The following is an 11,948-nucleotide window of genomic DNA, read 5'->3' on the forward strand; positions in this document are numbered from 1 at the left end:
GGACAAAAGCTAACTGTTCGGGCTGATTTTAAAAATTAGAGAAAAATATAAACATACATGTTTATTGAATTAAAAAGAAAAGAGATTAATTGTGAATAAGGAAGAGATATTTGCGCAGGTTGAAAGACGGAAACAAGATATGATTGATGACATTTGTACAATGGTACAAATTGATTCAAGACGTGGTGAGCCACAAGAGAAAAAGCCTTTCGGAATTGGGCCTGCAAATGCTTTGGAAAAAGCACTTGAAATTTGTAGACGAGAGGGACTGCCAACGAAAAATGTAGATGGTTATATGGGCTATGGCAGTTTCGGTAATAGTGAGGAATATATTGGTATTATTGGGCATGTAGATGTTGTTGAAGTTGGTGATGGTTGGATTGATCCGCCTTTTTCCGCTGCAATCCATGATGGAAGAATTTGGGGACGTGGAGCGTTAGATGATAAGGGCCCACTCTTTGCGGCAATGTATGGCATGCTTGCATTAAAAGATTTAGGGGTGCAGCCAAAGACAGCGATACATATCATCTTTGGAACAAATGAAGAAACTGGCATGGAAGATATGCATTACTTCTTGCAACATGAGAAAAAACCACTTGTAGGTTTTACACCGGATAATAAATTTCCTGCTATTTATGGTGAACGTGGTAGAGCGGTCATTGAAGTCTGGGGTGATGAACAGAAAGTAATTGAATTTGCGAATGAGTATTTCATGAATGCGAATGTCAATGGTGATAGATTGGGTATTGCTGTAAAGGATGAGCATTTTGGTGAGATGAAGATTCGCAATAAATTGTTATTGCATGCTAAGGATAAGATGGGTATTCGCTTCTCACTTAGCTATCCAACTTGTGATATGGATAAGATCATGCAGCAAATTCAAATAAAAGCAGTAGATTTAGAAGTGAGATTGGTATCCAATTCCCCCGTAGTGCTACACCATAAAAATTCGTGGCTAGTAAAGACAATGCAGAAGGCGTATGAAGAGGCAACAGATACAAGCGCACAACCAACTACAACAACAGGCGGAACATATGCTCACGTTTGTGATTCCATTATTCCGTATGGACCAAGTTTCCCAGGACAAAATGGAATTGCCCATCAGCCAAATGAATGGGTCAATATTGATGATTTGGTTGCGTGTGCAAAAATATATGCATGGACACTATATAAATTGTGTACAGAGCAAATACCTGAAAATCCATTAGAGGAGGAAAAATTATGAGAAAACTAGGAGTTTCTATTTACCCAGAAAAAAGTAGTATTGAAGAGATCTTTGCATATCTAAAAGAAATGAGTGAAATCGGTGCAAAGAGAATTTTCTCTTGCTTATTATCTGTAAGAAAACCGGCAAATGAAATCAAAGAAGAGTTTACAAAGATTCATGATTACGCAAAGAGTCTTGGTTATGAAATCATCTTAGATGTAAATCCGTCTGTATTTAAAGAATTGGGTGTCAGTTATACAGATTTGAAATTTTTCCATGATATTCATGCGGATGGTATCCGCATGGATGGTGGTTTTAGTGGTTTTGAAGAAGCACTTATGACATATAATCCATATGGGTTGAAAGTAGAAATTAACATGAGTTCAAGTACACATACAATTGATACAATCATGGACTATAAACCAAATCGTTATCAGTTGTGCGCATGTCATAATTTTTATCCACATGACTATACGGGATTGGATTTGGATTTCTTCTTAAAGTGTTCTGAAAAGTTTAGTCACTATGGACTAAGAACAGCTGCGTTTATCGGCTCTTTGGAAAAGGCTGCGTATGGACCATGGCCTACAACGGATGGTTTATGTACATTAGAAATGCATCGTCATATGCCGATTGATATTCAACTAAAACATCTAGTCGTATTAGATTTAATTGATGATATTATTATCGCAAACTGTTATCCAAGTGCTGCAGAAAAGGAAGCGTTAAAGCATGTTTGCTTAGATGTTGTAAATTTCAAAGTTGTACTAGAAGCGAATATTCCGGAAACAGAAAAGAAGATTGTATTAGAAGAACTTCATTTAAATCGAGGAGATTTAAATCCATGCATGATTCGTTCAAGCCAAAGTAGAGTGAAATACAGGGGTCATCATTTTGATGTGTTCCATGCTCCGGATATGATTCATCGTGGCGATGTATTGATTGATAGTAGTGAATATGGAACATATGCTGGTGAACTACAGATTGCATTACAGGATATGAAGAATAGTGGAAGAACCAATGTTGTTGGACATATTCGTGAAGAGGAACTCTTTATCCTTGATAGTCTAAAGCCTTGGCAGAAGTTTAAATTTACATTGTAGTATCCTAAATTATATTTCTGAATGACAGGGCTATTGATGTCTGTAAATATAATGATAAAAGAAAAGAAGATGAAACAGGACGAGCTATCCTAAAGACATCTTCTTTTTTGACTCTATGAAATGAGATAACTAATGAATTCCTCATATGTGTTGCTCGAAATTAAGTGAGATAGCTTTTCATAATCTTCTGTAAGAGAGGCGACCCAATCGAAGAATGGTTTGAGAGTTGTGGTATCGGGTTTATCAATTGCTAGTAGGAAAATAAGCTGTACCTCATACTTGCCCCATAGTACTGGTTTGTCTAATAGCATGATTGAGATTGCGGATTTAAGACAAGAGGAATCAATTGGGTGTGGTGTTGCAAAGTTAAAATTAAACGATGTTGGTGATAGTGCTTCACGCCGCATCACGGACGGATAGAATGCATCAGTCACAATAGAAGCCTTTTGGAGTTCTTTTGACATGAACTGTAGAATCTCTTGTGGTGTATTAAAGAGTTGATGATTATAGAAGAACTCTTTTGAAATTAATCCTTTTAGATTTGTATAGAACTCTTTTTGTGTACGCGTTCTTTCAATTTCATGAATCATTTCGAAAAGTTTAGCTTCATCATCTTTACTGCAGAGCAATGAAACTTCGACCGTTGGAATCTCGAGCTTATGACGTAATGGAATTGAACATATTAATAAGTCTGGTTCATCCGCAAGGATGAGTTCCTCTTGAAAGTATGCATATACTTTGACAATCTCAATATGTTCATAGAATATCGTTTCAATCTTTTTACGTTGTGTATAGAAGGCTGTTTCACCTAACGGATAAATCCATATCGCTCTGAGTTTTTTGGAATGATAGATACGCTCGTATGCAAGTCCTAGATGTAAAGTAATAAAGCCAATTTCATCTTCAGTGATATTGATGTGTAGCCTATTTGCAAGGAAGGTTGCAGTACTTACCCCTACTTCAAAAATCAGTGGAAACTTACGTTTAATTTCTTGTAGGTATAAGTTGGCTGTATGGGTTTGACTAATACTGCGCTCAATTAACGATTGGAGATGGAGTGTTAAACCGAGCTTAAAGTCATCATCTTTAGAGAAGTCGATACCGTGATGACCGTATATAAAAGCAATCAATTCATTGACGATGTCACTGCAGAGTAACCCATCGGGCATATAGTTGGAGATTTCTGCATCACTGATTTGTGCTGGATTGTTTCCCATCAGTAATAATGCAAGGATATTGACTTCACTTTCAATGACCTGCGCTTGATATAATATTGCAATTTGTTCGTAGAATTCTTTGGCAATTTTATATTCAATGGCATTGTGAATCTTGGAACTTGTGTATGTTGACTCAATGTATTTCCCACTTAGAATACGATCAATAGAAATACTGATATGCAATAATATGGATGGCAATGCATTTGCGTTAATTACATACTTGTGTTCTTGCAGTAAGTTTTCTAACTCGCTTTTGCATCTGAGTAAATCAAAGTTTTGATATAGATTTGCTAGCTCGTTGATATTTAAGAAATTCTGCTTGGTCTCGTCCATGAGAAGATGTTTGTATAATTTGCGTAGTTCATTTTCAGAGCCTAATAGGACGAGATGGTTTGATGATTTCTTGAGTTTGAGATTTTGATAATTTGCTAATTGTTTACGGATCTCTTTAAGATGTGCATCAAGAGTATATTCGGAGATGCATAACTGTTCTAATAAATCAGGGATATAGATAGAATCACGTGATAAAAGAAGGGACTTTAGAATATACAAATTTCTTTCGAATGAGCTCTGCAATAAGTTCTGTCGTTTCGATTGAAATTGTTTATAGTTTTCAGGGATGAGAGCATATCCACTTCGAAGATTTGAGGTAATTAGCTTCTCAGAATAAACTTTATTGATTGTATCAATATCAGAACGAATCGTACGATTAGATACAGATAATAATTTGGCGAGTTCGTTAGCAGTGAACCATTTGTTTTCTTCACGTAGAATGTGAAGAATCTTTTCTTGTCGTTTATTCATAATAATCACCTTTCGTAGCATGGAATAATATTTTCCTAATAGTAGGAAAACAAAACATAGGAATCTATATGATAATTTATTAAAATAGTAATATAAAAAAGAGGGGTAGAATGAAAGAGAAACTCATCGATTTTAAGCAGAAACAATCGATCCGTTTAGTGTTCAGTATTCTCTGTGTCATCTTTTCGGCTTTGTTGCAAACTTATGCCTTAAAAGTTTTTTTAAGACCTGCCGGATTGTTGTCGAGTGGATTTACGGGTCTTGCAATATTAATAAATGTTATAGGCAGTCAACATCAAATACAAATACCAGTTGCGCTAATGATTGTATTACTGAATGTACCAGTAGCGATACTGTGTGGTAAGTCTATTTCAACAAAGTTTACTATACTATCATCATTGCAATTTGCATGTGTGTCAATATTCTTAACGGTATTTCAATTTGATATTTTGTTTGATGATATCATGTTAAACATCGTTATTGGTGGTGTGGTGTATGGCTTAGGAATTGTGGCTGCGTTAGTAGGCAATGCAAGTACGGGTGGTACAGATTTTATTGCATTATATGTTTCAAATAAGACGGGTAAGAGTATTTGGACATATGTCTTTGTATATAACTGTATCTTGTTATGTATCTTTGGTTTTGTGTCGGGTTGGGAGCGTGCAGGATATTCCATTATCATGCAGTTTGTATCGACTAAAGTTATTGAAAGCTTGTATCGAAGATATGATCGAAGCACGATACAGATAACAAGTAAGATGCCTGAAGAAATCGTAGCTGTCTATACAAAGAAATATCGTCATGGTATTTCGGTTTGGGAAAGCTATGGAGGATATTCTCATCAAAAGAATTACATGTTGAATACTGTTGTTTCGACATTAGAAGTGAAGGAGATTGCACATTTGATATTAAATGTTGATCCTCGTGCAATCATAAATGTATATAGAACTGATGATTTCTATGGCGGTTTTTATCGGAAACCGATAGACTAGACGGGAGGATATTTTGATGTGGGCGATAATTGCGACTTGGCGAATGGCACTTGAAGGGGTACAGGAGGCAGGTAACTTATTAAAAGAAGGTAAGAGCAGCGGGGAAGCGGTTGAACATGCAATACGCTGTGTAGAGGATTTCCCATACTATAAATCTGTTGGATATGGTGGTTTACCAAATGAAGAGATGATTGTTGAACTCGATGCAGGATATATGGATGGAAATACAATGGCTATGGGGGCTGTAGCTGGTATTAAAGATTTCGCAAATCCTATTTCCATTGCCAAAGAGTTATCAAAAGATACTGTCAATTGTGTACTTGTAGCAGAGGGTGCTGAAAAGTATGCTAGCAAAAAAGGTTTTGAAAGAAAGACAATGTTAACAGATCGGGCCAAGCAACATTATCGTAAACGTGTAAAAGAAGTTCGCGAGCAGGAGCTAAAACCATATGATGGCCATGATACTGTTGGTGAAGTTGCACTAGATAGTGCAGGAAAGATTGTTGCAGGAACTTCTACGAGTGGTTTATTTATGAAGAAGGCTGGACGTATTGGTGATTCTCCTATCGTTGGGGGTGGCTTCTACGCTGACTCTGAGGTTGGTGGAGCTACCGCGACTGGTCTTGGCGAAGATTTGATGAAGGGATGTATCTCTTATGAAATCGTACGTAAGATGAAAGAAGGAATGGACCCACAAGAAGCTTGCCAAAGAACAGTAGATGAGTTAGATGCGAAACTAAAAAAGAGCCGCGGCTTTGCAGGTGATCTTAGTGTTGTGGCAATTGATAAAGATGGTAATTACGGTTGTGCTACGAATATTCAAAACTTCTCATTTGTTATATATCGCGAAAACGAAGAAGCCAAAGTTTATCTAGCAAATTGTATCGATGGTAAGACAGTGATTACAGCTGCTAGTCAAGAGTGGATGGACCAATACATGCAAGAAAGGATGGCACCGATTCAAGAATGAAAATAGATATCTTTGAAGTGTGTGCTGGAAGTGTGCAGGATTGTATCAATGCGCAACTTGGCGGTGCAGATCGTGTTGAACTAAATAGTGCTTTATATCTTGGTGGACTAACTCCTAGTCTTGCGATGTTAAAGCTTGTAAAAGAAAGGACGTCACTCAAGGTTATCTGTATGGATAGACCTCGGGCAGCTGGCTTTTGTTATGATGATGTCGAAATAGAGACAATGCTTGAAGATGCCAAAATCTTATTAGAAAATGGGGCAGATGGAATTTCCTTTGGTTTTCTGAATTCTGATGCGACAATCAATGTAACCGAAACAAAAAAGATGGTTGAATTAATCCATCGCTATCAAAAGGAAGCCGTGTTCCATCGTGCGTTTGATTGTGTGGCTGACCCTATACAGGCAATCAAACTATTAATTGCTTGTGGTGTTGATCGTATCTTGACAAGTGGTTTACAGCCAACCGCACTACAGGGCATCTCAGCAATTGCAAAATTACAAAGTGAATTTGGCAATCAGATTGAGCTACTTGCGGGTAGCGGTATTCATGCGGATAATATTAGAACATTAAAAGAACAAACAGGAATTCATCAATTCCATGGTAGTTGTAAGGAATGGTGTAAAGATCCCACCACAACAGTTGGAAATGTGAGTTATGCCTATCACGAAAGTGATGACTATGATTGCGTTAGTTTGGAAAAGGTAAAATGTATCGTACAGGAATTGAGAGGTAAGTAAAATGGAAGGCTTAGAGTTAATCTGCTTTAAAATTATTGCGTCGGTAGGAGAAGCGAGAAATTCCCTTTTGAATGCATATCGACATGCAAAAAGAAAAAATGTGGAAGAAGCGAAAAAGTGTATGCAGGAGGCAGAGGAGTTCTTCAATAAAGCACACCAAGCTCATGCGGAACTGATTACACAGGAAGCGAGTGGCGAAAATATCAGTGTGAATCTATTATTGGTTCATGCGGAAGATCAGCTAATGAGTATTGAAACACTTAAGATCATCGTAGAAGAGGAGATCTTATTTGCGGAAGGATTGTAGGCATGAGTAAAAATAAGCAATTAAGAAAGAAAATAACTGAAAATACACAGAATAATCAAAATGCTTTTCTTGCTAGAAGAGGATTCGCGTTTATAATTGATTTTATTATTACAAATCGTTTGTCACTCTTTGTGACAGGAATTGTATATGGATTGATGAATAACGGAAATATTCAGATTCTCAACGGGTTTGAAGGTATACAGCCAACACAGATTATCGTGTTATTGTTAAGTGTGCTTGTCACACATGGATTCTACTTTGTCTTTGTGCCTGCCAAGATTACGGGTGGTTCAACGGTGATGCAGAAGGTAATGCAGATTAAAGTTGTGCGTGAGAATGGTGAACCAGCTACGTTGAAGGACTTTGCGTTACGTTACTTCGTAGGATCAGTATTATGCGAAGGCTTGTTCTATGATGCTTTTGGTGTCATTCTGAGCGGTATCTTATTTGGCATCTTTATGGCTGAGGATATTAGTCGTATCATTTATATCGTAAGTGCGATCAGTAGCATTCTTTCGCTAATTATGGCATTGATGGATAAAGGAAAATATCGATTCTTCCATGACAAGATTTCTAAGACAATCATGAAGGATGAATATGTTGCAGGTGGCAAGGTACTATAAAGCTAGTGAAATTATCCCATTCTAATACAAATAATAGGTCTTTATATGCGTGCATGTTTGCGATGTATGAAAAGCAATCATAAAATATCCATTATTAGATAGTGAGTTATTCAACCTTGTATGAGGGATTGAAATGAAAGTCGAGGTTTGCTATACTAAGTCGCGTAAATATTGAAATATATATTTGAAAGAGGGGACTATCACATGAATTTCTTTGATATCTTTGTAAAGACATTATCAAATGAAAAGATCAGTTCGGCTATCGTTTCTAGCATAGCGATTATCCTATTAGGTTATGTTATGCGTCGTAAGAAGGTATTCGATGATCACACGGCGAAAGTATTAACACAGGTTGTACTTTCTGTATCAGTTGCAGCGCTAGCATTTAAGTCATTTATGGCACCAATCAAACCAGAAACATTTACACAGGGTTTAAATGTATTAATCTGGGGTATCGTAATTTACATCTTACTCATCTTCTTAACAATTCCGCTCTATGCGAAGTTTGAAGGTGACGAACAGGATGCTTTACGCGTACTAAGTATCTTTGGTTCTACAACCTTCTTTGGAATTCCTATCGTAAGTGCAATTTATGGTGCAGAAGGTGCGTTATATGCGTCTATCTTCAACATTGGTTACAGAATCTTCTTATATTCTTATGGATATATCAAGATGAGTGGATTAAAGATGACATCTAAGAATATCAAGTCTATGTTCTTAAATCCAATCGTTATTGCTACATTCTTAGGTCTATTCTTATGGTTAGCACAAGCATATTTACCACAGGTTACTGTAGCTGTTAAGGATGCGGCATCAGGTGAAATGGTTAATAAGTCTGTTTCATTCATGCGTTTAGACCTTACATCTCCACAGATTACTCAGATTTTAACTTACTTAGCTGGTTTAGCTTCTCCACTTGCTTGGTTAGCAATTGGTTCTACACTTGGTTCAGTAAGCTTCAAGGATGCAATGACAGACAAGAAGGCAGTTTACTATACATTCATTAAGTTATTGATTATCCCTGCATTCAACATCGTTGTATTAGCAATTTTAACAGTAACTCATATCTTACCAGTTAACCTTGTTTCTTTAGGTACAACAGTTATTATGATGGCTACACCTCCAGCAACAGTTGCGGCTTCTTATGCAATTCGTTTTGACAAGGGTGCTCTCGTTGCGTCTAACACTTCATTGATTGCAACATTAGCAGCTGTTATTATGGCTCCTATTTGGATTGTTATCGTTGAATTAATTGGACATTTAGGAATCTTTTAAATAAGAATAGTATTATAATAAAGCGGGATGAGTGTCCCGCTTTCATAAATAATAAACAGAAGGAGTAGAATTATGTCATTTAAAGTAGTATGTTATGGTGTTCGACCAAATGAAGTAGATTTTTTCCACAAGTACAATAAGTATAACTATGACTTAAAGCTTGTTGAGGGTTTAACAACTCATGAGAATATCACTGAGTGTGAAGGCGCTGACGCGGTCTTATTGCGTGGTAACTGTGTTGCGGACCGTCAGAACTTAGAAAAGTTAAAGGGCTATGGAATTAAGTATGTATTTACACGTACAGTAGGTTTCAACCATATTGATTTACAGGCTGCTGCAGATTTAGGTTTAATCGTTGCACGTGTTCCTGGTTACTCTCCAAATGCTATCGCTGAGTTATCCTTAACATTAGGTATGATGTTATTACGTCATATGGCTGCTGCTACTAGCGCAACTGCTTCTGGTGACTTCGTTGTTTCACCAACATATTTCTCTAAGGAAATTCGTAACTGTACAGTAGGAATCATCGGTACAGGTAGAATTGGTTTCACAGAAGCTAAGATGTATAAGGGCTTAGGCGCTAAGGTGATTGGTTATGATGTGTATGAAAATGATGCATGCAGAGAAGTACTTGACTATGTAACTCTTGATGAATTACTTGCACAGTCTGATATCGTAAGCTTGCACGTTCCTTACTTCCCTGGTCAGAACGATAAGATGGCTAACGCTGAATTCTTTAGTAAGATGAAGGATGGCTCAATCTTCTTAAATACTGCTCGTGGTGAATTACAGGATAACGAAGCAATCTTAGCTGCTCTTAAGTCTGGTAAGCTAGATGGATATGGGACAGATGTATTCGCTAACGAAACATCATTTTTCTTCAAGAAGCTAGCTAGTGCTGCAGAGATTTCTGATCCTACTGTTCGTGAACTAGTACAGATGTATCCAAAGGTATTGGTAACACCACATATCGGTTCTAATACAGATGAAGCTTTAGCAAACATGATTGAATACTCAATGGATAACTTCAATGAGATTCTAACTACAGGTACTACAAAGAATCTTATAGCTCTTCCTGAAGCTAAATAATCATCTTACTTAAGATACTCGAGAGAGTATCTTTTGTTTTCCTGGGAAATGATATAATTTGAATATACAGGAGAATTTATTATGAACACAAAACAAGCTGCTCAGAAATGGGAATGTTCTGCAAAGACAGTAACGAAGTTATGTGCGGATGGCGTGATACCATTAGCAGAGAAGGATGAAAGAGGTAGGTGGGTGATTCCTGATGAATGTGAAAAACCACCAGTTTCCCGCTTTCGACTTTGTTATCTGATGGATATGATCAACCAACTCAAAGAAGGCGTTGTATATAAAAAGGTAAAATGGGGTATTGGTGAGAAAGAATTACAGGATGGTTATCAGTATCTCATTGAGAATGCGATGGTTTCTTCTTTTGATATACATCAATTGGAGAAAGAACTTCCAAATGTCACAATTACATCACGAGGCAAAGCACTCATGGAAAGGGAAAATAAAGAAGGCAAAAGCCAGCGTAAGTTCAACGCAAACTTTAAAATCAATACAGGTATCTTCAGCTTTGAGACTGGCTATGAAAGTGCGAAAGGGAAGTAATATGGATAGAATTGAAACGGAGCGTTTAATTCTACGCAAGTTTGAATTCTCTGACAAAGATGGTTTATTTGAGATTATGTCTGATGAACAGACAAGTTTAGATGATGGTGGTTATCATGCGAGTAAATCGCAGGATAACCAGTATCTAGCGTTAATGGAAATCCTATGTAAGCAACAACGGTTTAGTATCATCTTGAAGGAAAATCAAAAGATGATAGGAATGATTAACCTTCAAGATGATGATAGAGCAGTTTCTTCTTATGAGTTAGGATTTGTGATGAATCCAAGCTATCGTAGAAAAGGATATACATACGAAGCGGTGCAGGCATTGATAAACTATTATTTTGAACATGATTTGGTACAGATGTTTAGTGTATCCTGTTTTCCTTACAACAAAGCCTCGCAGAAATTAATTGAAAAGCTAGGCTTTGTATATGAAGGAAAGGAACATAAAGGATTACATCATGCGGTATATGGTCCGATTGATTTATTATGTTATTATAAGGACCGGGATGAGTAGGTAGGATGAAGAAAGTAATTGTAATTGGATGCTGTGGCAGTGGTAAAAGTACATTCGCAAGACACCTGCATGCATGTACTGGGATTCCACTATTTCACTTGGATCAGTTAAACTGGAATGCAGATAAAACAACAGTGGAGAAAGTTGTATTCTTGAAGCGGGTTCGTGAAGTGATTAAAAAAGATGCGTGGATCATAGATGGGAATTATGGCTCTTCTATGGAAATGCGCATGCAAGCATGTGATACTATTTTCTTTTTGGATTATCCAGTAGACGTATGTATTCAAGGAATTTATGAACGGGTTGGTAAGGTTCGTACAGACATGCCGTGGGTAGAAGATGAAATAGATGAAGATCTGATTGAATTTGTAAAAAATTATGAGAAGGAAGATAGACCAGAAGTTTTAGAACTTCTTTCGAAATATAAGGGAAAGGATATCCATATCTTCCATACTCGTAAGGATGCGAAGACGTATTTAGAGTCATTAAAATAGCTGTTATTTGTCACAACTTTGTTGTGATTTTTTTGATGGAATATTCATTGACGTATCC

At 36.9% G+C, this 11,948-nt stretch carries 13 protein-coding genes; 12 read left to right on the forward strand and 1 reads right to left on the reverse strand.

What is annotated here, in order from left to right; all coding sequences use genetic code 11:
* The first annotated feature begins 91 nt into the window (after positions 1-91).
* Complete coding sequence (locus tag RGT18_RS01010; protein WP_028077789.1) at positions 92-1,225, forward strand: Sapep family Mn(2+)-dependent dipeptidase; 1,134 nt, start codon at positions 92-94, stop codon at positions 1,223-1,225.
* Entirely contained in the window at positions 1,222-2,310 is a 1,089-nt protein-coding gene (locus tag RGT18_RS01015; protein WP_028077788.1) for a DUF871 domain-containing protein, read from the forward strand. Before RGT18_RS01010 ends, RGT18_RS01015 begins: the two co-directional genes overlap by 4 nt.
* A gap of 113 nt (positions 2,311-2,423) precedes the next feature.
* Here RGT18_RS01015 and RGT18_RS01020 read toward each other — a convergent pair whose 3' ends face one another.
* Complete coding sequence (locus tag RGT18_RS01020) at positions 2,424-4,331, reverse strand: BglG family transcription antiterminator (protein ID WP_162141216.1); 1,908 nt, start codon at positions 4,329-4,331, stop codon at positions 2,424-2,426.
* Between the two features lie 110 nt (positions 4,332-4,441).
* On the opposite strand from RGT18_RS01020, the gene RGT18_RS01025 reads away from it, so the two are divergent.
* The 10 genes from RGT18_RS01025 to RGT18_RS01070 all read left to right on the forward strand — a co-directional run bounded on the left by RGT18_RS01025 (position 4,442) and on the right by RGT18_RS01070 (position 11,890).
* On the forward strand, positions 4,442-5,323 hold the full coding sequence (locus tag RGT18_RS01025; RefSeq protein WP_006526746.1) for a YitT family protein: 882 nt from the start codon (positions 4,442-4,444) through the stop codon (positions 5,321-5,323).
* Between the two features lie 16 nt (positions 5,324-5,339).
* Positions 5,340-6,293: a glycosylasparaginase gene (locus RGT18_RS01030; protein WP_028077786.1), complete on the forward strand. Its 954-nt coding sequence runs from the start codon at positions 5,340-5,342 to the stop codon at positions 6,291-6,293.
* Positions 6,290-7,033 carry a copper homeostasis protein CutC gene (locus tag RGT18_RS01035; protein WP_081659495.1) on the forward strand — a complete coding sequence of 248 codons (744 nt, stop codon included), beginning with the start codon at positions 6,290-6,292 and terminating at the stop codon, positions 7,031-7,033. The genes RGT18_RS01030 and RGT18_RS01035 overlap by 4 nt, the downstream gene beginning before the upstream one ends.
* Position 7,034: 1 nt before the next feature.
* Positions 7,035-7,340, forward strand: a complete 306-nt coding sequence (locus tag RGT18_RS01040; RefSeq protein ID WP_006526749.1) for a PTS sugar transporter subunit IIA — start codon at positions 7,035-7,037, stop codon at positions 7,338-7,340.
* A 2-nt stretch (positions 7,341-7,342) separates the two neighbouring features.
* Positions 7,343-7,963 carry an RDD family protein gene (locus tag RGT18_RS01045; protein WP_028077784.1) on the forward strand — a complete coding sequence of 207 codons (621 nt, stop codon included), beginning with the start codon at positions 7,343-7,345 and terminating at the stop codon, positions 7,961-7,963.
* A gap of 204 nt (positions 7,964-8,167) precedes the next feature.
* Positions 8,168-9,238 carry an AEC family transporter gene (locus RGT18_RS01050; protein WP_006526751.1) on the forward strand — a complete coding sequence of 357 codons (1,071 nt, stop codon included), beginning with the start codon at positions 8,168-8,170 and terminating at the stop codon, positions 9,236-9,238.
* A 72-nt stretch (positions 9,239-9,310) separates the two neighbouring features.
* Positions 9,311-10,327, forward strand: coding sequence for a 2-hydroxyacid dehydrogenase (locus RGT18_RS01055; RefSeq protein WP_028077783.1), 1,017 nt, complete (start codon positions 9,311-9,313; stop codon positions 10,325-10,327).
* 81 nt (positions 10,328-10,408) lie between these two features.
* A complete protein-coding gene (locus RGT18_RS01060) occupies positions 10,409-10,876 on the forward strand; it encodes a hypothetical protein (protein ID WP_037403642.1) in 468 nt (155 codons plus the stop codon).
* Between the two features lies 1 nt (position 10,877).
* Positions 10,878-11,396 carry a GNAT family N-acetyltransferase gene (locus RGT18_RS01065; protein ID WP_028077782.1) on the forward strand — a complete coding sequence of 173 codons (519 nt, stop codon included), beginning with the start codon at positions 10,878-10,880 and terminating at the stop codon, positions 11,394-11,396.
* Between the two features lie 5 nt (positions 11,397-11,401).
* Positions 11,402-11,890: a P-loop NTPase family protein gene (locus tag RGT18_RS01070; RefSeq protein ID WP_028077781.1), complete on the forward strand. Its 489-nt coding sequence runs from the start codon at positions 11,402-11,404 to the stop codon at positions 11,888-11,890.
* Positions 11,891-11,948: the final 58 nt, after the last annotated feature.

Source organism: Solobacterium moorei (assembly GCF_036323475.1).
Classification (GTDB): Bacteria; Bacillota_I; Bacilli_A; order Erysipelotrichales; family Erysipelotrichaceae; genus Bulleidia; species Bulleidia moorei.

Bases quoted from the DNA above. Each gene is read 5' to 3' on its own strand.
- RGT18_RS01025 (WP_006526746.1), top strand. From the start codon at position 4,442: ATGAAAGAGAAACTCATCGATTTTAAGCAGAAACAATCGATCCGTTTA.
- RGT18_RS01040 (WP_006526749.1), top strand. From the start codon at position 7,035: ATGGAAGGCTTAGAGTTAATCTGCTTTAAAATTATTGCGTCGGTAGGA.
- RGT18_RS01045 (WP_028077784.1), top strand. From the start codon at position 7,343: ATGAGTAAAAATAAGCAATTAAGAAAGAAAATAACTGAAAATACACAG.
- RGT18_RS01030 (WP_028077786.1), top strand. From the start codon at position 5,340: ATGTGGGCGATAATTGCGACTTGGCGAATGGCACTTGAAGGGGTACAG.
- RGT18_RS01055 (WP_028077783.1), top strand. From the start codon at position 9,311: ATGTCATTTAAAGTAGTATGTTATGGTGTTCGACCAAATGAAGTAGAT.
- RGT18_RS01015 (WP_028077788.1), top strand. From the start codon at position 1,222: ATGAGAAAACTAGGAGTTTCTATTTACCCAGAAAAAAGTAGTATTGAA.
- RGT18_RS01035 (WP_081659495.1), top strand. From the start codon at position 6,290: ATGAAAATAGATATCTTTGAAGTGTGTGCTGGAAGTGTGCAGGATTGT.
- RGT18_RS01065 (WP_028077782.1), top strand. From the start codon at position 10,878: ATGGATAGAATTGAAACGGAGCGTTTAATTCTACGCAAGTTTGAATTC.
- RGT18_RS01060 (WP_037403642.1), top strand. From the start codon at position 10,409: ATGAACACAAAACAAGCTGCTCAGAAATGGGAATGTTCTGCAAAGACA.
- RGT18_RS01020 (WP_162141216.1), bottom strand. From the start codon at position 4,331: ATGAATAAACGACAAGAAAAGATTCTTCACATTCTACGTGAAGAAAAC.
- RGT18_RS01050 (WP_006526751.1), top strand. From the start codon at position 8,168: ATGAATTTCTTTGATATCTTTGTAAAGACATTATCAAATGAAAAGATC.
- RGT18_RS01070 (WP_028077781.1), top strand. From the start codon at position 11,402: ATGAAGAAAGTAATTGTAATTGGATGCTGTGGCAGTGGTAAAAGTACA.